Origin of the sequence: Paenibacillus sp. FSL K6-2524 (assembly GCF_038005525.1) — a bacterium.
In the GTDB taxonomy this organism is placed as follows: Bacteria; Bacillota; Bacilli; order Paenibacillales; family Paenibacillaceae; genus Fontibacillus; species Fontibacillus anaericanus.
The window spans coordinates 4,785,394-4,810,612 of the sequence record NZ_JBBOSP010000001.1; the positions used below are offsets into that span (position 1 = coordinate 4,785,394).

Below are 25,219 nucleotides of genomic sequence, written 5' to 3' on the forward strand. Positions count from 1 at the left end.
ATTCTAGCCTACTGAATAAGAAATCGAAAAGCAATATTATACAGAATATTTATCGAACGATATCGGATTTCCGTTTATAGTAGCTGCCCTCTTACCACCTGTATGAAGTTGTAGCCGATCTCCTCTTAAGCTTGTATAATCAACCTGAAGTGGGCTGGTTTCATCTACGCAGAAATCCGGTGGCGCTGCAATCATCTTGTTAGCAAATTCTTCAATCCCCACGATTCCAAGCTCTGCAGCATCCTTCACACTTACGGCTTCTACTACGATTCCACCCGGTAGCCCTTCGGCTGAAACCTCAATGAATCCACCTCGTTCTATCAGCTCATATGGATGGGATAAGTAGACGGCAAAGTAGCAATTACTCACCTTCCCAAACAGTGCCCGTTGTTTCTGCAGCCATTCTCCCTTTGGCAGTACACCAATCAATTGGTTTGGTTCTCCGAGCGGAACCGGATAAAGCTCCATAACAACACTCTGATGGAATAAAACTTCTCCATAGCGGCTTTGATGGCGGGGATCGCCTTCGTTATAACCTTGACCCGGGTTGAAAAAATAAAGTTGGTTCGTACCATCCAACCCGCTCAGCGGTAGAGAATACGTCCAGCGAAGCTGCTCATTATCGAATTCCTCTACCCGCTCCCACATCCCACCCACTGCATATTCCTCTGTAATATAGGCGTAAGAATGTAACAACGGCTGAGATTCGGGAACAGTTGGAATAACTTTCTGTGTCACTTTGGCTACTTCCACCGGAATGTTGCGATCCAGCGCCACCTTACGTGCATTCGCTGGCGCCTCATAGAACAGAAACCCCGCATACTCTGTACGCGGCATAACTTCAGGCAACTGGAAATCGCCGAATTGTACATAATCATGAAGGACATTGGCATCACCCGGAACATCATGTGGCCATCCCCTGGAATGTGCCCCGACCCATGAACCCTGAAGATAAAATTGCGCCCGTTCACTCCACAAGTAATCTAGCATTTCCTTTAATCTAGTGTGGAGATCACTATCTTCCGGATCTGCGAACTCCAAAGCACAGGTAAAAGCCTGCACCCAATGCCAGAACCAAGGTAGACAACCATACTCCGGCATTCCTTTTGCCCGAATATAGGTGAGCGTTTCCTCAAGACTTCGTCTGCCATCCTCCACTAGCTCAACGTCGTTAAACAATGTACCAAATATGATTTTTGCCGCTGTATACTTGGCTTCGTGATGCCCATAAGTTATAACCGGTTTACGGAAGAAGTCACTGTTGTAAATATGTATAAATGCGGTTTGAAATTCAATTTGCAGATCGGTGCTCAGCCGTTCCCCATACTCTCTGAAGAAGTAAGCCATTAGACCACCCATGATTTCAACAGGCAGTTCATGCGGCGGCGCCTCTCTAGGAACTGGATGTAGTCCAAGCGGCCAATGACCATATAACTCAGCACCGGGTTGCCGATTTTGCAACATTAAAACTTCTAACAGTACTGCTTCCGCTTTATTCTTGGCTACCTTCCGGTCGAAAGAAACCTCTGCTTGAATATCTACTGCAGCAGCAAACAAATAAGAAGCATAATAAAAATTGTTGCGTACATCGTTATGAAACCATAAGCTACTCTCCAGCAACGGGTTATGATACGCCGCCTCTGCAATTTTGTGAATGAGCTCAGTCTGTCTTTTCTTATACGGGTTTTGAGCCTTGTGAAGTTCCTCCATGAATGAACACCTCTCCAATTTATATAACATATCCTCTGTTAGTTCAGATCTTCCTTACCCATGAAACTTTAAGTCAGTTTAGCTTCTATTGTGCATACTTATGTTCCATTTTGCAACCATACGAACCACTAAATAAACCTAAATAAACATATAACTAGAATATGAACTTGCAAAATGAACTTAAATGGAGTAAATTGTACTTATACGCACAACAAATATATCTGACAGGAGATTGAATATCTAATGGAAAGACGTTATGCTTCACACCCAAATGAGGTCAAAAAGTTTGATACCGAGCGGCTCCGCGAGGAGTTTCACATCCCTACTATATTTGCTCCCGATGAGCTGAAACTCGTACTAACCCACGAAGACCGAATGATTGTCGGTGGCGCACAGCCAGTTACGAAAGAAGTTATTCTTACAACAGACATGAAGGAACTAGGAGTAACCTACTTCTTAGAACGCCGTGAGATGGGAATCATCAATATAGGTGGCAAAGGTACTGTGGTCGTAGACGGAACAGAATATGAAATAGATACAAAAGAATGTCTATATGTAGGCCAAGGATCCAAAGATGTCATATTTAAAAGCGTGGATGCTGCTAAACCAGCGAAATTCTATCTGAACTCAGCTCCTGCACACCAATCCTTTCCTACAACCAAGACAACGTTAGCTGAATCTGAATCTGGAGAACTTGGTGATATCAAGAATTCGAATGAGCGTACGATTCATCGCCTTATTCATGCCAATGGCGTACAAAGTGCACAACTCGTCATGGGTATGACTCAACTGAAACCAGGAAACATGTGGAACACGATGCCTGCACATACACATCCTAGACGTATGGAAGCTTACATGTACTTTGATCTTCCAGATGATTCTGTTGTAATCCATCTCATGGGTGAGCCGAGCGAAACTCGTCACATTGTGATGCGTAATGAGCAAGCCGTAATCTCCCCTAGTTGGTCGATCCACAGCGGTGTTGGAACAAGCAATTATACATTTATCTGGAGCATGGCCGGAGATAACAAAAGATATGATGATATGGACCCTGTCTCCATAAAAGAACTACAATAGAGATAAATTACTTATGGAAAGAAGAGGCAGGTTATGAACCCTATACGACGATACGAAATGATTATGGAAGTTCTGCTAAATAAAAAGGATGTAACGGTGAATGAGCTGAGCGATCGACTCCAGGTAACGGGGAAAACGATCCGCGAGGATTTAAGCAAGCTTGAGGAGCAGGGTTTGATCGTGCGTGTGCATGGCGGAGCTGTGCTGGCGCAGAGCGACCAATTTGGTATTCTACCCTCTAAGAAACCTCTCGATAAATATTCCGAGGAAAAAACGGAGATTGCGCTGCGCGCACTTGCTCATATTGAAGAGGACGACATTGTGGCTCTGGACGGCGGAAGTACGACACTTGAAATTGCCCGTCGGCTTGACAATATACCTCTGACCGTTGTCACCAATGATGTGTACATCATTAGCGAACTTGCTCCAAAAGATAATATTCGTTTAGTCGTACCCGGTGGTTATCGTGTCCGCAATATGCTGGCAGGACCTGAAGCCGTCTCTTACGTGCAAAAGCTTAATATTAAAAAAGCATTTCTCTCGGCCACAGCCGTTCATATCGAGAATGGACTTTCCATTTTCACAGGAGATTTAATTGAATTCAAACAGGCTCTCGTATCCACATCGCGCGAAGTATTCGCCGTTGTAAATCATCATAAATTTGGACACACTGCACTGCGCACGTTCGCTTCCCTACAGGAGGTCGACGCCATTCTTACGGATAAAGGCCTCTCTTCTGAGACGGCAGAGCAATTCCGTAGTGCAGGGGTAACGATCGAATGCTAATGGAGCAGGCTTTCTAATTCAGCAATTAAAGGGGCGACTAATATTATGTCATCATTATTCAGCTTATCAGGAAAAACAGCACTCGTAACAGGAGCAGCTAGTGGGCTCGGACAAGGTATTGCATTAGCATTTGCTGAGGCAGGCGCAGATATCGTATCTGCTTCACTTACTTCAAGTGATGATACTGTGAAGGCTGCGGAAGCCTTTGGCGTAAAAGCACTTGGAATTGAAGCTGACCTTGGAGACCACAGCACACTTCAAGCTACCTTTGATGAAGCTCTAAAACTTACCGGCCATATTGATATTCTTGTAAACAATGCGGGTATCATCCGTCGTACGCCTGCCAAAGATCACAGTGAGAAAGATTGGTTCGACGTGATTAATTTGAACCTAAACACCGTATTCCTCTTATCGCAGATTGCTGGTCGTCACTATCTAGAAAGAAAATCCGGTAAAATCATCAACATTTGCTCTATGCTCTCCTACCAAGGTGGTATCAACGTACCTGGTTACACTGCTAGTAAGCACGGTGTAGCTGGTCTGACCAAAGCATTCGCCAATGAGTGGGCAGGATCTGGCATTAACATTAACGCTATTGCTCCAGGGTACATGGCGACTGACAATACAGCTCAAATTCGTGCCGATGAGAACCGTTCTAATTCTATTCTTGAGCGTATTCCTGCTGCACGTTGGGGTACTCCTGAAGATGTTAAAGGCCCTGCAGTCTTCCTTGCATCCGCTGCTTCCGATTACCTTAATGGTCATGTACTAGCTGTTGATGGTGGATGGTTGGCTAGATAATCTACTCCAAATTATGAATTAGCAACCCCGGTACCTTATGGTGCCGGGGTTACCTGTGTCTTCTACTTTTATTTATACTCTTATTCCTTTACTATGTAGGGATAAGGCTTGAAAGTGAGGATTCATACTATGAGACCACCGTTAACCCAAGGGGTTATTAAATTGTTCGACGATATAAAGCCACGTCCAAGCGGTTCCCGGCCTCTGTTCGATACAAGGGAGCAACTTCATGTAGAGTTTACCTGCCATCCTTTTCCTTACGGATATCACAAATATATGTTTGGCATTGAGATGAAGGTCGGTACTAAACGGATGTATGTTGTACAGAGAATAAGAGAATTTCTCAACCAAATAGAACGCGGTGAACCCTATACATTTACCAAAAATTTCACTTATGTCCCTGAACTGCACGGTTTTCAACAAGAGAATGATAAGGTTATTAAGCAATTAATTAATGTTTATCATCAAGAAGTCATGTACCGTGAAACATTCAGTACTTATTCTGGGATTAGCAACAATATATGTGGAGATCAGATGCTTCTGATCCCTCCTCATCTTTGGGAACCGCTTGTTCTCTTGCTTAGCGCAGCTCCCATGACCAAACTTATACAAGATGAGCTTTCATTTGATCGAATCGCACTATCCGATGAACGGCTCCCACTTCAATTCGAATTTGATCAAGCCCAGGATACAGGTTACCAATTGGAAGTCCAAGGCTTAGAACAAATGATTGTCATGGAATCCTATGGATTAGTTCTTGCAGAAGGAAAGTTGATAAAGCTGCCAGAGCATCAATGCAAACGTCTATCTGAGCTGAAACAACTACTGAATTCCTCTCATAGACATCAAGTTGAAATCGAACCGGAACAAATGGAACCTTTTATGGAGAAAGTCATACCAGGTCTAATGAAACTAGGAAGTGTCCATATTTCAGCTGCCATATCCGATCGCATTGTGCAAACTCCCCTAAAGGCCAAACTTTATTTGGACCGTGTAAGGGACCGTCTACTTGCCGGATTGGAATTTCAATATGGAGATATGATCATCAATCCACTTGAAGAACACTCCACAAGACGAGGAACTAATATAATCCTCATGAGAGATGGAGAACAGGAAAGACGAATTCTCGAGCTTATGGAGCTAAGCTCTTTTGCACGTACAGAGAGTGGCTATTTCATGAATGACGAGGACGGAGAATATGACTTTCTGTACCACATCGTTCCTCAACTAGAGAAGTTGTTAACTATATACGCTACATCAGCTGTAAAGGCAAAACTACACACGGGTCTGACCCCGCCCAAAGTGACGGTTGATGTGGATGAACGAACCGATTGGCTAGAACTCCGATTTGAGATGGATGGCATATCAGAAACGGAAATTCGTAATTTACTCAAATCTCTTCAGGATAAACTCAAGTACCATCGCCTTCCAAATGGAGCGTTGTTGCCACTGGAAAGTGCAGAGTTCCAAGAGATAATCTCTTTAATGAACGAAATGGGCGTCCATAAACGCGATTTGACAGGACCCGAAATCCGTCTTCCTGTTATTCGTGGGCTTCACCTGATCGACTCTCACGATAAACGAAATGCTGTAAAGTTAAGCAAGTCGTTCCGCCAACTGCTTGAAAATATGAGATTTCCTGACAATATGGATTTTCCGGTTCCGAGCTCCCTTGAACATGTACTGCGGGACTATCAGAAATATGGATTCCAGTGGTTAAAGACACTTGCCAATTATCGTTTTGGTGGTATTCTGGCAGATGATATGGGTCTTGGCAAGACATTGCAGAGCATTGCATTCCTTGTCTCTGTACTCCCTGAGATTAGACAACTGGGGTTACCAGCGTTAATACTCTGCCCTTCCTCGCTTATGTATAACTGGAACAACGAGTTGAAGAAATTTGCCCCAGAAATTGTAGCTGTAATTGCCGATGGTAGCCGTAGTGAACGAGAAATGACCCTCCGAAGTATCTCCGGGGTAGATGTCGTCATTGCTTCCTACCCACTATTGCGCAGAGATATCAAATTGTACGCTAGTCAAAATTTCCATACGCTTATTTTAGATGAAGCACAAGCTTTCAAGAACTATACAACTCAGACTGCACAAGCAGTAAAAGTGATCCAATCGCGTTATCGATTTGCACTTACCGGGACTCCTATAGAGAATAAATTAGAGGAATTATGGTCGATTTTTGACGCTGTTTTTCCGGAGTTATTCCCTGGTAGAAAGGCCTTCAACGATCTATCGCAAGATATCATTGCTAGACGAATCGCACCATTTCTACTACGCCGCTTAAAGACCGACGTACTCAAAGAGCTACCTGAGAAGATCGAAACACTACAAGCCTCAGAACTACTGCCGGAACAGAAAAAGTTATATATCGCCTACTTGGCCAAGCTACAACAGGAAACATTAAAACATTTGGATCAACAGAATTTTCAGCAGAATCGTATCAAGATCCTTGCTGGTTTGACTAGACTTCGCCAGCTTTGTTGCCATCCAGCTTTATTCGTGGATGAGTACACTGGAAGTTCAGCTAAATTTGAACAACTTATGGAAATCATTGAGGAATGTCGAAGTGCTGGCAAGAGAGTGCTCATATTCTCTCAATTCACCCAGATGCTTGGTATTATCCGTAAAGAGTTAGGAGACCAAGGTGTACCCTTGTTCTATCTAGATGGCAGCACTCCTGCCTCTGAACGTGTAGAGTTATGCAACAGGTTCAATGGAGGTGAGCGGGAGCTGTTCCTCGCTTCGTTAAAAGCTGGGGGTACCGGATTAAACCTAACCGGAGCGGATACTGTAATCCTCTATGACCTATGGTGGAATCCTGCTGTAGAGCAGCAAGCAGCCGATCGTGCCCATCGAATCGGGCAAAGAAATGTAGTCCAAGTCATCCGTCTTATCACTCAAGATACGGTTGAGGAGAAAATGTACGAGCTGCAACAGCGAAAAAAAGACCTCATTGATGAAATCATTCAACCAGGTCATGAGGCCTTATCCACACTAACAGAGGAAGACATCCGCGAAATTCTGATGATTTGATATTAGTATATTAAGAAGGACCTGACCATCGGTCAGGTCCTTCTTTGGTTTTGGTTACTGTTATGTTTATGGCTACTGCTTGCGATTACGATTACGGTTATTGGTTACGATTACTTATTTCATGTTTCGTATTTCTTGTTTCTTGTTTCTTGTTTCTTGTATCTTGTATCGTGTATCGTGTATCGTGTTTGGTTTCTGTTTTACGGTTTCTGACTGCGGTTGTGATCGGTTGGCGGACATAGGATCCTCTATTTGCTGAATTTATGCCTATTCCGGGGTACTTGCGGACCTCAGGTTCGTTATTTGCATCAAATACCTCAAAAATGAGCCTTGCAAGGAATAATAACGGATCTCAGGTCCGCGAACATCCAAAAATGGCCATAAAAAGCATGAATAGCGGAACCAGTGTCCGTAGTTGTATGTTCTCATTAAAGCTCTTGCATGCTACCCTGGAATCAAATATCGTACAATTTCGTACAAATCGTTTGATTGTTCTGTTCACAGCAAACTTTTTGCTAGCGCATGTCACTCAGTTCACTTCCAGAAATGAGGATCAAGAGTAGTAACAACCTCTCGATTCTAAAATAACAATGGATCAAACCCAGCCTTGGGCATTATTTAACACATATGCAGTTAGGAAATCCAGCCAGGAGTCATGATCATTTAGACAAGGCGCCATGGTGTAACTATCCCCAGAGCCACCTGCTTTTTCAAACACCTCACGGCCTTCAATTCCAAGCTCATGGAGCGTTTCCAGACAATCGGCCGCAAACCCAGGCGCAAATAAGAACGGACGTTTCACGCCCTGCCTTGTTAGATCAGCTAGTACATCAAATGTAGCTGGTTCAATCCACGGCTCTCTTCCAAACCTGGACTGGAAGACGATCTCCCACTGTTTACGATCCCATCCCATCGCCTCTGCGAGTAGCTTTGAACTCTCTAAACAATGTTCACGGTAAGGATCACCTGTATCAGCATACCGCTGTGGGATACCATGGAAGGTAAGAATAAACTTATCAGGTGGAGTTTGTAATAACTGTAATTGCTGATCCAAATGCCGCTTCATTGCAGCAATATAACCAGGATGATTGTAGTAAGCATCCACGAAACGTAATGTTGGCACAAACCGTTTAGCTGTCGAACCGGAAGCATGACGACGTCCCAAAGCAGCAAAGCAGACTTCATCATATACTGAGGCTGTTGTTGTAGAAGAATACTGCGGAAACAGCGGCAGCACAATAACTCGCGAAATGCCATCATCTTCAAGAGCTCTCATCGCTTGCTCGATGCTTGGCTCACTGTATGCCATTCCTACTTCTACCCGAAATCCATCTCCTAACCGCTCTTGTATTCCTGCTTGCTGACTGTTCAAATGAATTCGCAGCGGTGACCCTTGCTCTGTCCAAATTTCTTCGTACAGCTTAGCTGAACGTTTAGGACGAACGGTAAGAATTATACCTTGCAGCAGCGGCTGCCACAGAAGAGGATGATAATCAACAATACGGCGATCCGATAGAAACTTTTTTAAATAAGGACGAACTGCCTTTGCTGTAGGTGCACTTGGAGTACCAATCTGAGCTAATAAAACCCCAATCTTGTCTTGCTTCATGTTGACCTCCTAAACGTTCAGAACCCCCTCAGAAATTAACTCTGAAGGGGTTCTACTGTATTAATAAATCCTTATTCTATTATACCAATTATCTTCCAGCTTCTTCAAGTGCTGCTTTTACTGCTTCAATTACCTTACCAGAAACCGCTTTAACCGCATCTGTATCACCAAATGCTGCCGGACGATAACCGTATTTATGCATGGTATCTTTTTCAGTCATCGGAGTTTCGATTTCAGCTTTCACTGCCTTCTCATCAGCTGATAATTTATCTTCCGTCTTAATCTTGCCTGCCTTATCTAGATAGTTAACGACCATACTAATAGGTACGTTCTTATCAACTGTTACTACGACGTTTACTGATTTATCTGCATTCACACCCGCATAAATCCCATTCAGATAGGCTGCTTTGTATGGCTCAGAAATCTCAGCCTTCTTATAAGCACGGTCAATCGCTAATTTAAATTCATTACTACTGCTTGTAGCGCCTGAAATCGCATCAACGGTTTGTGCTTGTTGTCTAGTTGCGGCAGCAAGGAAATCTTTCTTTAATTGAGGAATAGCTGTTACAACATCAGCGTAAGCTGTTTCTCCTCTATCAACCAAGTTAGCACCCACGCGGAAAAGGTTAATATCAACAATCACACCATTACGTATAGTAAGGTCGACTTTGTTAGAGCCGTTGTTAGTTGCATTTCCGTATGCTGTGAAAAGACCATCCTTATAGTTACTTTGCTTAGTAGATGCATTCAGCAAAGCGTCAGCGAATGCAGCTTTTGCAGCCATCGACACTACTTCCTGCCCCATAACTATTTCTGTCTTCGCACCATCTTTAGTCAAACCTTCACTAAGCTTAGCAACTGCGGCTTTTTGTCCCTCAGTCAAGTTTTCATCTTTAATGATCTTGCCATCTTCCCCGAACAGATAAATAACTGTTTTTGTAACCTTATCAGCACTAATATCAACCAAGACAAGTACTCTCGATCTGTTGTCTACACCTGCAGCATTACCATCAAAATACTTGTTACCAGTTGGGACTTTTAGAGCTTTTTCAAAAGCTCTTTCTACTGCCAGATTCCAACTATGACTGCTCTCAGTAGCTCCCGATATCGCATCAACACTTTCATCAAAGTTAGCAATATAAGATCCATTAGCAAGCAACTTTTCAACCATAGGTGCATTGCCTTTCACTACATCAGCATAAGCGGATGCACCTCTATCGATTAAGTTGGCACCTAGTCTGTAGAGCTTAACATCAACTAATTTACCGTTTCTGATGACGACATCTGCTCTTTCTACACCTTTATCTCTAGCAGATCCGTAAGCAGAATAAACACCATCAACATACTCTACAGTATTATTCACTTTCGCATTTAACTCTGCATCACGGAATGCATTAACAGCTGCTTTTGTCTCAGCTTCATAACCATTCAGAGCTACAGCATTAGTTCCTCTGTACAGCAACTCACCTGCAAGGGTATACACCATCTTCGCTTGCTCTGCACTCATACTCGCTTCGGCAATGGCTTCCCCTTTGTCATTCAGTGGGTATACCTTTACACCTAAACGTTTGGTTTTGTCATAGTTAACAAAGACCATAAATTTGCCTGCAGGGTCAACACCCATATGCTCGCCTTCAAAATACACCTGATCTGCTGGTTTCTCCACAAGAGCTCTAGAGAAAGCTCTATCCACAGACAACTTCCAGCCTTCACTTGAGCGAGTTGCTCCAGATACAACATCTACCTGAGCAGCTTCCGCTCTCGTAGTTCCAATAAATCTTGACTCCATTATTTCATATGCTTGCCATAGACTGCTATAGTTGAACCGAGCGTCCCGATCAATCAACTTAGGACTTGTTCTCATCAGCTCAATTGCGGCTATCTTGCCATCCTTAATTGTAACCTTTGCACCCTCAGTTCCTTTAGAGTATGCAGTTCCGTAAGTCACATATACTCCATCTGCATAAGTAGCTTCAGTAACAGTAGCCGGAGCTACTTCTGTTGCTTCCTTTGTTATTTCTGTCGTTGGTGTTGTTGGTTTTGTAGTTTCTTTAGTTGTTGTTTTGGTTGGTGTTGTTGTCTTGGTTGGTGTTGTTGTTTTGGTTGGTGTTGTTGTTTTGGTTGGTGTTGTCGTCTTAGTTGGTGTTGTTGTTTTGGTTGGTGCCTTTACCTCTTCCTTAACCGCTTCCGAAGCGGCAGATACAACATCAATCGTCGAAAATTTCGAGTCTGAGACATCCGCTGCAAGAAGAATGGATGAAAGAACGAATGTAGCACATAAAGTTAATGAAATTAGTCTTTTCACTTAATAACCCTCTCCCTTTGTTCATATGAGTTCTTCAAAAATGCTAGTTACGGTTCCTATGTTGCATCTACAACCGAACTCAATAAGTAGTTTTCATCCCTCCTTGACCCATCACCGTGCACAATCGTGAATTCTTTCACATAATAGGTGAAATAAATCACTTTTGAAAATGCGCAAAAAAATATATGTATGTAAGTGATTTGGATCCATCATATTCAATCCGTAGCACTATTTTCTGTATACAAAATCACATGTTCCAATTTTTATGTATTATTTACAAAGAAATCGATAAACTTAATGCTTAACTAGCTTTTTACACATTTATTAAATCCATGTAAAAAGATCCCGCGACTACATCATCCTTTTTTCTAATCTGTAAGTTTCTTGATCCAAATCTCCGGGATTTAGAATGTCAATTAGCTTAAAACCACATTTGTCTATATAGAAGTGATGATTTCTCTTAGAAGAGCCAGGCGTATCTGTTCTCCATACCCGTGCATCAGGATACTTGGACTCTATCATTGCCCATATCTTCGTCCCAATCCCCTTATTTTGAACCAAAGGATCAAGACAAATATTGCCCAAATAATAACCACCATCCTGTTCAATAAACACGATAACTGATCCAATCAACTGCCCATCCATCCATATTGTGAAAGCATCACTATCCGCGAGTATCCCATATTTCATCAAAAGTTCGCCATTATCATATCCAGGCGGACCGTCTCTATATCCTTCACCCAAGTGGATTCTAGCATCCTCATCAAATGCCCTAGTCATAATTGATGTTAAAAGTGCAATATCCTCTTCTGTAAGCGGGATAAACACGATGTTACCCTGATCTCCCATTCTATCATTCCTCCAATTGAAAAGTTGTCACTATAATCCCTTCATTATAACGATTCATTTTTTAAAGGGAACGTCTTTTTTTCTTAATCAGATTACAAAACACAAACAACCTCAAAAGCCACATGCTGATCCGTGACTTTTGAAGGTTGTTTGTCAAAATTCAATTTACATTGCCAATGCTAATCCACGTAATAAATCCGTAATTTCTATCGCTTTCCTTCAGTCTGGATATCTCCAGAACAGCCGAATCAGGGAATTGTTCCTTTAATGTGACATAGTACGCAGGATGATTTGACATCGCCACAATGACATAATGAGAATTAGGAAATGGCTCATCGAACTGTACCGTGATCTCTGTGAATTCCTCATGACGTTGCAGGAGGAATGCTGCCATTCCAAATTGCTGTAAAGCTCGCTCTCCTGGTACCCCTTGAATTGGATTCAATGCCAAATGATCTAGCCCAACCGATCCTAGTTCCAAGTGACGGGAACTCACCGATCCCTCTGCCAAATGTTGATTTTGTACAGTTCCCTCACTCAAATGCTGGCTTTGAACCGACAGTGGCTTCAGATGAGTAGATCCTACCGAGTCTTCCTGCAGCACATCTTCGTCTACGGCATCCGCCTGCAAATGAATTCGAGTAATCGACTCCGGTTTGATGTTTTCTCCGTCCACACCATCCAGTGGCAGCAAGCCACCTTGCTGTAGCTCTGCTGATAATTGCGTTACTGTAATGACCCCAGAGCCGATATGACGGGTTTCTATCACGGTGTCACCAAGATGATTGCCATCGATACTACCCGCCGCTAAGTGATCTGATCCCACAGACCCTAGTGTTAAATGCTGACTTTGCACTGCTCCCTCAGCCAAATGTTGGCTTTGTACTGATAGAGGCTTAATGTGAGTCGATCCTACTGATTCTTTCTGAAGCACATTTTCGTCTACGGCATCCGCCTGCAAATGAATTCGAGCGATGGACTCTGGATTGATGTCTTTTCCGTTCACACCTGCTTGTGGTAATAAACCACCTCGCTGTAACTCTGCTGACAATTGCGTTACTGTAATGACCCCAGAGCCGATATGACGGGTTTCTATCACGGTGTCACCAAGATGATTGCCATCGATACTACCCGCCGCTAAGTGATCTGATCCCACAGACCCTAGTGTTAAATGCTGACTTTGCACTGCTCCCTCAGCCAAATGTTGGCTTTGTACTGATAGAGGCTTAATGTGAGTCGATCCCACTGAATCTTCCTGCAGCACATCTTCGTCTACGGCATCCGCCTGTAAATGAATTCGAGAGATGGACTCAGGTTTGATGTCTTCTCCGTCCACACCTGCTTGTGGTAATAAACCACCCTGCTGGAGTTCCGACGATAATTGTGTAACTGTAATGACCCCAGAGCCGATATGACGGGTTTCTATCACGGTATCACCAAGATGATTGCCATCGATACTACCCGCCGCCAAGTGATTCGATCCCACAGATCCCGCTGTTAAATGCTGACTTTGTACAGCTCCCTGTGCCAAATGCTGGCTTTGTACCGACAGCCACTTCAGATGCTCCGTCCCCACTGAATCTTCCTGCAGCACATCTTCGTCTACGGCATCTGCCTGCAAATGAACTCGAGTTATTGACTCAGGTTTGATGTTTTCTCCATCCACACCATCCAGTGGCAACAAACCACCTTGCTGTATTTCCGACGATAATTGCCTAACTGTAATGGCCCCAGCTCCAATATGGCGGGGTTCTATCACAGAATCACCAAGATGGTTAGCTTCAACACAGCCCGCCGCCAAGTGATTCGATCCCACAGACCCTACTGTTAAATGCTGACTTTGAACAGCTCCCTGAGCCAAATGCTGGCTTTGTACCGACAGCGACTTCAGATGGGCCGATCCTACTGAATCTTCCTGCAACACATCTTCGTCTACGGAATCTGCCTGCAAATGAACACGGGTGATAGACTCAGGTTTGATGTCTTCTCCTTTCACACCATCCAGTGGCAACAAACCACCTTGCTGTATTTCCGCTGATAAGTGTGTAAACCTAATGGCTTGTTTCTCAATATGCCTTGTTCCAACTTCTGCTGCACGAATATGATGACCTTCTACACTGCCCACTGCCAAGTGCTGAGATCCAACTGTTCCTTCTGCCAAATGCTGACTTTGTATAACCGCCTCACCCACATGCTGACTCTGCACAGACAAAGGCTTAAGGTGAGTGGATCCTACTGAATCTTCACGCAGAACCTCTTCGTCTACGGCAGCTGCCTGCAACTGAATACGGGAGATGGATTGAGGTTTAATATCATCCCCATTTACACCCCCCTGTGGTAGAAATCCGCTTTGCTGGAGTTCAGCCGAGAAGTGTGTAAATATAATGGCATGATTACCAATATGGCGAGATTCCACAACCTCGTCCCCAATATGATGACCTTCTATACTGTTTCCTGCAATATGTTGTGCTCCCACGGATCGCTCCGCCAAGTTTTGGCTATGCACTGCCTGCTCACCCAAATGCTGGTTCTGTACAGACAACGGCTTAAGGTGAGCAGATCCTACGGAGTCTTCCTGTAGCACATCCTCATCTACGGCATCCGCCTGCAACTGAACACGGGAGATGGTCTCGGGTTTGATATCTTCTCCATCTACCCCATCTAGTGGCAACAAACCACCCTGCTGGAGCTCTGCTGACAAGTGCGTAAACCTAATGACTTGTTTACCGATATGGCGGGTTCCTACTTCTGCTTCACCGATATGTTGGCCTTTAATACTGCCTCCTGCGAGGTGCTGTGATCCAACAATTCCCTCACCCAGGTGCCCACTTTGCACGGCACCCTCGCTCAAGTGCTGGCTTTGCACAGACGTCAGCTTAAGATGGTTAGGCCCTACCGAATCTTCCTGCAAAACCTCTTCATCCACAGAATCGGCCTGCAACTGAACACGGGAGATCGACTGTGGTTTAATATCTTCTCCATCCACACCATCCTGTGGTAGCAAACCACCTTGTTGTAATTCCGCTGACAGATGCGTAAACTTAACAGTTTGATCCCCAATGTGACGACTTTCTATTACGGCTTCCCCAATATGAAGTCCTTCTACACTACCCTCTACCAAATGATGTGATCCCACAGAGTCTGCTGTTAAATGCTGACTTTGTACAGCACCCTCACTCAAATGCTGGCTTTGTATCGATAGGGACTTAAGGTGAGTTGATCCCACTGAATCTTCCTGCAGCACATCTGCATCAACGGCATCAGCCTGTAGCTGAACACGGGAGATAGTCTGAGGTATAATATCTTCTCCATTCACACCGTCCTGTGGTAACAAACCACCTTGCTGTAATTCGGTTGATAAATGGGTAAACTTAACCACTTGGTTTCCAATATGCCGGGTTCCTACTACCTCTTCACCGATATGGCTGCCATCTACACAACCTTTGACCAAATGGTAAGAATGTACAGTACCCTCCGCCAACTTTTCACGAGTAATGGACTCATTTTGTAATGCTCTTTCTGATACGGACTGAGCGCCATAATGTCGCTCTTCTAACGTATTTGAACGCACATTTACGGAGGTGACACTATCTATAGCTAGATGTTCTGACAATACGACTCCAGCCGCTAAGCCTTCTGATTTAACAGCTCCTATAGTCAAATGCTCAGACTGGATAGCGCGAGGCAATATTTTAGAAGATGTAATACTACCTTCGGCCAACTTAGAACTTGTAACTGCCAGATCGTTGATTTTATCGCTAGTTACACTCTCTGGTGACAATTTCAAAGACGTTACAGCATGGTCCTGTAAATGAGGTGAGAATACAACCCCTTCACCCAAATGTTCTTCTCTAACAACTCCTGCTTGCAAAGCACTCTGTCCGACACTATTATTGGCCAGATGCCACTCGTTAATTGCATGAGGCAGAATATGCTGAGAAGCTATCTGTTCTGCACCTACAGCCTCGCCCGTGACGGCTCCATTTGCAATTTTACTTCTTGTTACGCTACCCTCTGCCAACTTTTCAGTCGTTACGATACCCTTTTTCAAGTGCTTTGACGCTACAGCAGCATCCGCTAGATGAACTTCATCGACTGCTCCGTCTTCTATCTTGTCGCCCCTGACGCTTTGGGGTCCAATATGCCACTCTTGAATCGCTTCAGCTTCAATATGATCGCCTTGAACAGCGCCATTGGATAAATGAAACGAAGTAATACTTAACGGAGCTAATTGAGCTCCTTGTACGGCTGATCTACCCAGATGACGAGTATGAACTGCTTCATCCGCAATCTTATGAGGTAGAATACTCTGATCGGCAATCTTAGAAGAAGTAACCGCTTGTTCAATGATTTGCGCTGTTCCCACTGCCTGATCAGCCAACTTTGTGGAGGGGATACTACGGTCGGCGATATGACGCCCCTTAATTTCACCAGTAGCTATTTGATCCTGACCAATGCTTCCCGGTTTAAAATGAATATTCTCAATCGAACCGGGAGTAATATGCCGAGCTTCAATTGCTTGATCACGAATATGGTAGGAAGCAATAATTCCTTCTTCTAATTGATCTGTACCCACGCTAGGAATGGCAAGTTGCTCTTTACCGATCAGACCTGGAGCCAGGTTTCTGGCTGAAATAGCATTCTCCGCAAGATGGCGACTCTCAATCGTTCCTTCTTGTAGTTTGGCACCGGTAATCGACCCATCACGGAGTTTAGCTGCCGTTACCGATTGATCGCTCAATTTGGAGCTGTCCACGGCGCCATTTGCCAAATTAAACGACTGGATACTCCCACTTCGGATTTTATCAGCAGTGACCGACTGGTCTTGCAGTAGATCAGTCGTAACAATCCATTCCTTGAGGTGGCGACTTTCGATCGAACTACTCGCAATTTTATCTCCTTGAATAATCCCATCTGCCAACTTACTAGAGGTTACACTTCCATCCTCCAACTTATCTCCACTGATTGATCGACTTCTGATCGTTCTCCCTTCGATGGAGCCATCAACCAAGTGATTCCCCACAATGGAATTAGGGGCGATTTTGGAAGATGTTATAGATCCTTCTGCAATTTTAATACTTTGCACTGCAAAATCAGCCAACCATGCGGTACCAATCGTCCCATACTTTAATTTTGTCGAATCAATCGTGTAAGGAGCAATTTTCTCTCCGGTTACAACCTCATCCGTCAAATCATCTGTGTATATAATACCTTCATCAATACGGGACACTTTCTTTTCTTCCAAACTGATCTCCAGCATAGCTTTGCGTGATTCATCTAACTGGATCTCCTCGGTTAATTTCTCCGCCAATACTTCCCCTGGTGCCGACAAGAGATGAAGAGAATGAAGGTTAAGTTCTTCCTGTTCTTCCAAAGTAACCTTCTTACCATCCTCCAGCATCTTCAATTCATTGATTTCCGGATTATCCACGTAGTAGAGCTGCTTTCTTGCTCTGCCAGATTTGGGAGTTCTAATTTTCTTCAGGGCTGCTCTCTCCTTTACCAAAAGTTGTTCGTCTTCGGCATCATATGCGGAGAATTAGGCACTTGTCACAATCATTCAATTGTCTTCACCTATACATTAGGAAGAAAAATAACTTTTTGATGTAACAAAAAAAAGGAACCTTCTAAATAGAAGATTCCTTGCTCGATTTAGGGCTCAACACCAAATAAAGTTTATGGAACTATCATGCTTCATCTATAACATCAGATACACTTTTGTTAGCTGCTAACAACAACGCAATAATCATGATGAACGCAACTAACGCAAGGAAGGGAATTGTAACGAATCCCCACCAGTTAAGATAATCAATGTTACATGGAACACCTGTCCTGCATGGAGTCAATTTAGCTAATGCAGGAAGTTTTTGTTCAGCGTAATGATATAGAGAAATAGTTCCTCCAATGAAGCTAAGTGGGAGGACATACCTGATAATTACACGGTCATTACGGAAGGCCGCCATACCAAGTAGAAACACCTGAGGATACATAAAGATACGTTGGAACCAGCACAACTTACACGGTTCATAATGTAATATTTCGCTTAAATACAAACTCCCTGCGGTAGCAACTAACGAAACCAGCCAAGCGAGATAAATTCCATAGTCCTTGAAGAATGATCGCATGGGTCCCCATCCCTTCGATTACTTAGATTGCTCTTGTGCCGCAAGATCAATAGCTTGCTTCATGGCATCGTAATCTCCATAGTTCTCGCTGGTATATTCTTTACCATTGATGAATAATGTTGGTGTTCCCCCAAGCTTAAGCTCATCTGCTTTAGCGTTATGCGCATCTACTTCACTCTTATATGTCATTTCTTCAATATCTTTTTTCAACAAATCATAATCAATAGAGAGATTCTCCTGTTTCGCAACATTTACGAGAAAGTCAGCGGTGGCCCACTCTTCCTGCTCATCACCCTGATTTTTAAATATCGTATCCAGATAAGTCCAGAATAACTCATTATCCTGATGATATACAGATTGGGCCGCAAGGGCTGCCGTATAAGAATCCGGACCAATGAAAGAAAGGTTCATAAAATAAAAGGCTACCTTCCCCTGATCAATATAAACTGTACCCCTTGTCAAGGACACTTAAAAAAGAAAGAGCTATTGATGTTTAAGAGGCTGACAAAAGATGATTCCTGTACTGTACAGGAGTCATCTTTTGTCTTCCCCACTGATATCTGTGATGGTTGTAATAACGAATATATCGATTCACTTGACGTTGAAGTTCAAGGAAGGAGGAGCAACTTCGATGATCCACATGGTCCTTCATGTGACCAAAAAAGGATTCTTGAGGAGCGTTATCCCAACAGTTTCCGCGTCTAGACATAGACTGTCCTAGACCATGATCTCTCAACAGTTTTTGGTAGACTGGGCTGGTATAGTGACTTCCTTGATCGGAGTGAATGAATGCATCCGTATGCAGTTTTACATTTCGTTGCTTTAAAAGACCATCTACCGTATCTGTGGCAATGTCGAGCGTGATCCGATCGGATAGGTTATAAGCTAACACCTCTCCTGTCGATGCATCTAGCAGGGTAGACAAATAGGCCATCTCAGAGCGGCCATAAGGAAGGTAAGTAATATCGGTGAGTAGAACCAGTCCAGGAATCTCTTTTCTGAAATCTCGTTGTAGGAGATTAGGCAGCGTCCGGTGTTCCTTCGTGGCTTTAGCAATGCGTTTATACGGGTTAGGCTTACGGTGAGGACATACCAAATTGAATTTTTTCATAAGTCTGCTAATTCGCTTCAAGCTATAAGTGACCTTAAAGTCTTGCTTTAAGACCATCTTAATCGAGCGTGCACCCTTTTTGAATCCACGACGGTTGAATGCTTTTTTTACGAGTTTTCCGGCTTCTTCATCACGTTTAGCACGTTCTAGACGTGCATTTGTGGATGCGAGATAGTTGTAGTACCCTGAACGAGAAACCTGAAGGAGCTCGCATAGATATCCCGTCAGTCTACTAAATCCCTTATCTACCGTGTTCTTGATGAGTTCAAACTTAACGCTTATGCTTCGCTTTATTCCGCTGAGTAACAGCCTCCTTTCGTTCTTGTCTAACTTTTTTAACAGTTCAATTTGAGACTCGAGCAGATTGATTCGTGCCTCTTGTTTCGCAATCACTTCTTCCGAGGTTAGTTCTCTTTGAAGAGGACGACCAGAAGCACCCTTTCGGTTATCTAATAACCCGATAATCCCATCCCGGCTATATGCCTTTTTCCATCGATCTGCACTCTGCTCCACGCGTGTCATACCAATGATATGGACAGGAAGACAATGGCACTCAAAGATCTCTCTTGGCAATTTACCTATCATAAGCTCTTCTATGAATAACCGCTTAAACTCGTCTGTAAAGGTAATTGATCTTTCACTAATTTTGCTTACATAGTTATTCTTAAGTAAAAGTATTTGATCTGCTTCACTAAAAAGTTTCTTACTCATGTCATCCCCCCATGCTTACTCTAGTATACAAAAGTACCCACAGCCTAGACACCTTTTTTTCAAAGTGTCCAGTCTATGGGTACCAGTTTAATATAGTCACTTTGTAGCTGTGGTTTAATGGTTTCATTAAAAGTTTTACAGCTCGGACATTTGAAATCTCCAAATTCAACGATTTTTACGGGTGCATCGGGATTACCCAGCACGGGAAGATTCGCATAATCAAATGTCTCTACTTTCGCAGTTGATTTTGAGGTCGAAGTAGATTGAATAGCAAGCGCCACAATAACAAGAATAAGTACAACTCCAACCGTTCCAAACCAGATCAGACGTCTCTTTTTTTGCTGCTGCTTTAGCTTTATTGCTTCTGCTTTTCGCTGAGCCATGACCTCACTCTTTTTCTTTGGTGGCATACGACCCCTACTTTCCTTATAAAATGATAAGTCTTATTACACTGTAACTATTCTAGTTACAAAAACAACCTTAGTCAAGTTACTATAGTCTCGCAAACTGAGTAAATCCACAAAACAACCAAACAAAAGACGACCTTCCGGTCGCCTTGGTTATGCTTCGATTATGATATCCGCACTAAGATCTTAACATGTTGTGATTTACTCTTGGAGTGGTTCTTCCGCAGAATCCTCAGGAGCTTCAGCTTCTTGGGTCGTATCCGCACCTGATCCCCTCGTCGTAATAACAGAAGCCAATAATTCTTCTCCTGAAGATACTAATGTCACACCTTCTGGAAGCGACACTTCAGCTGCAGTCAACTTATCCCCAACCCCAAGTGGTGTCACATCAATATCCAGTCCAGCTGGTAGTGCATCAGGCAGTCCTTCCACTTCAAGCTCCGTAGACTGTACCTGCAGTATCGCATCTCCCTTAGTGCCTTCTGCCGTACCGTTGTAATGCAAGGGGATTTTGACACGAATAGGCTTATTCTTGGATACCTGTAGAAAATCAACATGCACCCATCTTCCACCCCGCTGCTGAATATCTTTGATTAGCGCTGGAAAGCTACCTCCATCGTCTAATTTCAACTCGAAGAATTCGGACCGTCCTGTACGTGAGACCTTCCTAAGTTCCTTTTCATCCACATGAATCGCAAGATTGGTATTTACTCCATACACGACAGCTGGAATCTGCCCGTTTTCTCTTAATTCGCGAAGCGAAGCGTTAGTAAACTTCGTTCTCTTTGAAGCATTAAGATGCAAAGTTTGATGATCTGTACCCATATGAAAGAACCCCCTTGTTAAGTTACCATGGCCAATGCCATATTATTATCTTACCCAAATATACGGTTATCCTAACGGGAGTTAACAACTATTCATTTGATTTTACATCAATTTTACATTACGTTAACAATAATCGCCATTTTCCATGATAAGAAAGGAGTAAAATAAAAGAGATCATAAATAGTATACAATTTCTGATCGATAATCGGAGGTCATAAAGAATGACGTTAACGGAAATGAACGGTTCTCGATATTTGAATCGCGATTTAAGCTGGGTTGAGTTTAATAGACGTGTACTACAAGAAGCCAAAGATCCAAGCACACCGCTGCTTGAACGAGCCAAATTTTTATCGATTGTATCTAGTAACCTAGATGAATTTATAAGCGTTCGTTTGGCAGGTATTCAGGATCAAATTCGGGCTGGGTATTCCAAGAAAGACTTCACAGGTTATACACCCGCTGGATTGTACAAGCGTCTCAATTCCCGAATCTCCGGAATAGTTGCCGAGCAGTATCGAACGTTTCGAGATCTCTCTAGACAACTCAACAAAGAAAATATTATGTTTCTGAATTATGAAGATCTTAATGTTACACAACGAAAGTCGATGGAAGTTTACTATCATGATATTATCTTCCCAGTCCTAACCCCTATGGCTGTAGACCAGAGTCGTCCATTTCCGCTTGTCCATAACGGATTCGTGTATCTTTCAGTTGTATTAAAGAGAGCTGTACTTACACCCGAGAAGGACGAGCCTTATTTCGCAATCGTACAAATTCCATCAAACTTATCACGATTCATTCCATTGCCTCAGCATACCAACAGCAAGAAGCAATCTTTTATTCTCATCGAAGAAGTGATTCGTCATCATATTCAAACTTTATTTAGCGGATACACTCCACTGGCTGTAGACGAATTCCGACTAACACGTAATGCCGATCTAACCATTGATGAAGATGGAGCCGAGGATCTATTAGAAGAAATCGAGAAGGAACTACGCAAACGCCGCTGGGGAGCACCTGTGCGACTGGAGATTCAAAAGGGAATTCACCCGTATGCACTAGAGATGTTGGAGGAAGAATTCGAAGTTACGAATTCTGTCTTTGAAATAGAAGGTCCACTAGATTTGAGCTTTCTGGGCAAACTTTCGTCAGCTGTCAAAGGAAATCCCAAGCTAAGATATCCACAAATTGAACCGGTCTATCCCATTGAATTTGAAGAAGACGATAACTTTTTTAAAGTATTAAAAGAAAAGGATGTCCTTGTCTATCATCCGTATGAAAGCTTTGATGCAGTCACTGACTTCATTCTTCAGGCTGCTGAGGACCCTATGGTCATGGCAATTAAAATGACGTTATACCGAGTTAGTGGTAATTCACCGCTTATTAAAGCGCTGGCTAGTGCTGCCGAATCAGGTAAACAAGTGACTGTAGTCGTAGAGCTTAAAGCTCGTTTTGACGAAGAGAGGAATATTGCATGGGCTCGGACGTTAGAGAAAGCAGGATGCCATGTCGTATATGGCTTGATTGGACTAAAAACTCATGCCAAGATTCTGCTCGTTGTCCGTCAGGAAGGGCGTGATTTGAAGCGATACGTCCATATTGGAACAGGTAATTACAACGACACTACTGCAAGACTGTATACAGATATTGGTTTGTTCACCACAGATACGGCTATCGGAGAGGACGCATCCGAACTGTTCAACCTCATAACTGGTTATTCATCGGCAGATCGCTGGCAGGCGGTTACCCCAGCACCAACCGATATGAAGGATAAACTATTCTCACTCATTCGCCGTGAAGCCGAACATGCCGCTGCAGGTCGACCAGCTAAGATTATCGCTAAAATGAATTCCCTCTCGAATCAGGAAATGATTGATGAATTATATGATGCATCACAAGCTGGAGTCAATATTGAACTAATCATCCGTGGTGTTTGCTGCCTCAGGCCTGGAGTTAAAGGCATGAGCGAATTGATCACGGTACGAAGTATTATTGACCGGTTTTTAGAGCATTCTCGAATATATTACTTCGAGAACGGTGGTAAGCCTGAGGTATGGATATCGAGTGCAGATTGGATGACTCGAAATTTAACGCGTCGTCTCGAACTCATGTGTCCCGTGTACAAAGAAGATACACGCGACACAATCGTTCAAATTTTATTGTTGTCGTTAGCTGATAATGTGAAAGCGAAGCGTTTGATCCAGAATGGCAAGTATGAAGCTATTACTAACGATCACCAGCCTTGCCGAAGTCAGTTTGCAGCATCGGATATTACTATGTGGAAGAACTATCCATCGTCCATACTAAATTAATTTTCCACACTTTTTTGAAACTCCTCGCCGCAGCTTCAAGCCCTCTAATCTCTAGAGGAGCTTGACTGCGACATTGCAATCTAAGCAAGATAGTCTCTTCACTAATCTCTACCTTGATCTCCTCTACGACCTGAGTTTCACTAGTATCCAACGCTATAGCAACCTCAATTAACGAACCTAATTTCCCAATTAATTCAGCATCCGAGGGCTCAAGTAAACTTCGATAATCTCCAACATTAATACCTTTTCCATTACCGGATAAGCGGCCCGCAATAAAGGCACATAGTACAATTTCACGATGTGTTAGTCCTGCAATTGGAGCATGAGTCAACCAATATAACGTATGCTTATCGTACTGGTGGTAGCGGACTCCACTTCCGATTTTGTATAACATCGAAGATACATAAATCAGCTTCCTAACCTGTGACTCATCGTCATAATCCTCCATAATAGCGTCATACAGTATTTCTGCAAATCTATGAACATGTTCAAGATGAGCGGATTGAACCGTTGAATGGAAGGCAAGTAGCGAGTTCACCTGACGAGGGATGACCTCTGATGCAGAAGGTAGCTCCAATTCCAGAGTTTCAAGCAACAAGCCTTCTCTAAGACCTGTTCCGCTTACTAGGCACACAGCAGCCTCAGTATATTGCAGAATTGCATGTAGAATAATCACACCCGGGACGATAATATCTGCACGAGCTTTAGAAAGACCTTCCATACGTTTACGCTTAGCTAGCGACAAAGAGGGAAGTAACTGTGCAAAATACTCGATATTGTCTCTTTCTAACATATAATGATGAGCGATGGGCAATGGATATTTAGATCTTCGCTGATCTAATTTCCCAAGTGCACGGATGCTCCCACCTAGTCCGATCAAAGGTAGCCCAGGTTGAGTGGTAATCCATGAATGCTCTGAAAGTAAGTCATATATTTCGTTCTGTAGCGAAGTAATATTCTCATCCAACCAGGACTCAGAATCTCCTCCGTACTTCCTTTGGGAGTTTACTGCTCCAATTGGCAAAGATACACTCGAGATCCATTCACGATTACGGAAGAGTGTAATTTCCGTGCTTCCGCCCCCGATATCAATGATAAATCCGTCCTGAACATTAATTCCGTCTACAACTCCAAGAAAGCCGTAATAAGCCTCTTGATCTCCAGACAAAATATCAACTTTCAGCCCCGTATACTGAAATAACATATCGACGATTTCTTCCGAGTTGGTGGCGTTACGGATGGCCGCTGTAGCCGCTACTCGAATTTCTCGACATTTATATTGGCTACAAATATCATTAAATTGACTGAGAATTGGGACAATCTCAAGAATACCGTCTAATTCTAACCTTCCGTCTTGCTTTATTTTTTCGCTCAAGCGCGCAGATTCCTTATTCTCATTAATTAAACGATATTCCCCTTGTGATGTTACTTCGTAAATGGCCAACCTTATGGAGTTGGACCCAATATCCATAATTCCTATTGTCGTACGGCTATTATCCACATTAAGACTCCCTTGTCGTCTAAGATTGTAATACCATCACTTTAT

At 43.3% G+C, this 25,219-nt stretch carries 16 protein-coding genes; 5 read left to right on the forward strand and 11 right to left on the reverse strand.

Annotated elements, in window-relative coordinates; translation table 11 throughout:
- Positions 1–36: 36 nt before the first annotated feature.
- Positions 37–1,710, reverse strand: coding sequence for a hypothetical protein (locus NST85_RS22180; RefSeq protein WP_341190438.1), 1,674 nt, complete (start codon positions 1,708–1,710; stop codon positions 37–39).
- A gap of 243 nt (positions 1,711–1,953) precedes the next feature.
- On the opposite strand from NST85_RS22180, the gene kduI reads away from it, so the two are divergent.
- From kduI to NST85_RS22200, 4 genes are all read left to right on the forward strand, one after another.
- Positions 1,954–2,787: a 5-dehydro-4-deoxy-D-glucuronate isomerase gene (gene kduI, locus NST85_RS22185; protein WP_127194641.1), complete on the forward strand. Its 834-nt coding sequence runs from the start codon at positions 1,954–1,956 to the stop codon at positions 2,785–2,787.
- A gap of 33 nt (positions 2,788–2,820) precedes the next feature.
- Positions 2,821–3,573, forward strand: coding sequence for a DeoR/GlpR family DNA-binding transcription regulator (locus tag NST85_RS22190; protein ID WP_127194642.1), 753 nt, complete (start codon positions 2,821–2,823; stop codon positions 3,571–3,573).
- A gap of 45 nt (positions 3,574–3,618) precedes the next feature.
- Positions 3,619–4,374 carry a 2-dehydro-3-deoxy-D-gluconate 5-dehydrogenase KduD gene (kduD, locus tag NST85_RS22195; RefSeq protein WP_127194643.1) on the forward strand — a complete coding sequence of 252 codons (756 nt, stop codon included), beginning with the start codon at positions 3,619–3,621 and terminating at the stop codon, positions 4,372–4,374.
- 129 nt (positions 4,375–4,503) lie between these two features.
- On the forward strand, positions 4,504–7,419 hold the full coding sequence (locus NST85_RS22200) for a DEAD/DEAH box helicase (protein WP_341190439.1): 2,916 nt from the start codon (positions 4,504–4,506) through the stop codon (positions 7,417–7,419).
- Between the two features lie 595 nt (positions 7,420–8,014).
- On the opposite strand, the gene hemH is transcribed toward NST85_RS22200, so the two are convergent.
- The 9 genes from hemH to NST85_RS22245 form a co-directional block, all read right to left on the reverse strand.
- Positions 8,015–9,028 carry a ferrochelatase gene (gene hemH, locus NST85_RS22205; RefSeq protein ID WP_341190440.1) on the reverse strand — a complete coding sequence of 338 codons (1,014 nt, stop codon included), beginning with the start codon at positions 9,026–9,028 and terminating at the stop codon, positions 8,015–8,017.
- A gap of 88 nt (positions 9,029–9,116) precedes the next feature.
- Positions 9,117–11,333, reverse strand: coding sequence for an FMN-binding protein (locus NST85_RS22210; protein WP_341190441.1), 2,217 nt, complete (start codon positions 11,331–11,333; stop codon positions 9,117–9,119).
- 351 nt (positions 11,334–11,684) lie between these two features.
- Positions 11,685–12,182 carry a GNAT family N-acetyltransferase gene (locus NST85_RS22215; protein WP_341190442.1) on the reverse strand — a complete coding sequence of 166 codons (498 nt, stop codon included), beginning with the start codon at positions 12,180–12,182 and terminating at the stop codon, positions 11,685–11,687.
- 160 nt (positions 12,183–12,342) lie between these two features.
- Positions 12,343–17,613, reverse strand: coding sequence for a WIAG-tail domain (locus tag NST85_RS22220; protein ID WP_341190443.1), 5,271 nt, complete (start codon positions 17,611–17,613; stop codon positions 12,343–12,345).
- A gap of 256 nt (positions 17,614–17,869) precedes the next feature.
- A complete protein-coding gene (locus NST85_RS22225) occupies positions 17,870–18,307 on the reverse strand; it encodes a disulfide oxidoreductase (protein WP_341190444.1) in 438 nt (145 codons plus the stop codon).
- Positions 18,308–18,325: 18 nt separating this feature from the next.
- The gene (locus NST85_RS22230; RefSeq protein WP_341190445.1) at positions 18,326–18,775 is read right to left on the reverse strand and encodes a DsbA family protein; all 450 of its coding nucleotides are present in this window, start codon (positions 18,773–18,775) and stop codon (positions 18,326–18,328) included.
- Positions 18,776–18,800: 25 nt separating this feature from the next.
- The gene (locus NST85_RS22235; protein WP_341188377.1) at positions 18,801–20,129 is read right to left on the reverse strand and encodes an IS3 family transposase; all 1,329 of its coding nucleotides are present in this window, start codon (positions 20,127–20,129) and stop codon (positions 18,801–18,803) included.
- A gap of 59 nt (positions 20,130–20,188) precedes the next feature.
- The gene (locus NST85_RS22240) at positions 20,189–20,539 is read right to left on the reverse strand and encodes a thioredoxin domain-containing protein (RefSeq protein WP_445671162.1); all 351 of its coding nucleotides are present in this window, start codon (positions 20,537–20,539) and stop codon (positions 20,189–20,191) included.
- Between the two features lie 198 nt (positions 20,540–20,737).
- Positions 20,738–21,361 (reverse strand): 50S ribosomal protein L25, encoded by a 624-nt coding sequence (locus NST85_RS22245; protein WP_341190446.1) that lies wholly within the window; start codon positions 21,359–21,361, stop codon positions 20,738–20,740.
- A gap of 221 nt (positions 21,362–21,582) precedes the next feature.
- Here NST85_RS22245 and ppk1 point away from each other — a divergent pair, with 221 nt between their 5' ends.
- Complete coding sequence (gene ppk1 / locus NST85_RS22250) at positions 21,583–23,673, forward strand: polyphosphate kinase 1 (protein ID WP_127194653.1); 2,091 nt, start codon at positions 21,583–21,585, stop codon at positions 23,671–23,673.
- On the opposite strand, the gene NST85_RS22255 is transcribed toward ppk1, so the two are convergent.
- Positions 23,636–25,174 (reverse strand): Ppx/GppA phosphatase family protein, encoded by a 1,539-nt coding sequence (locus NST85_RS22255; RefSeq protein ID WP_341190447.1) that lies wholly within the window; start codon positions 25,172–25,174, stop codon positions 23,636–23,638. The two genes, ppk1 and NST85_RS22255, sit on opposite strands and share 38 nt — an antisense overlap.
- Positions 25,175–25,219 lie beyond the last annotated feature (45 nt).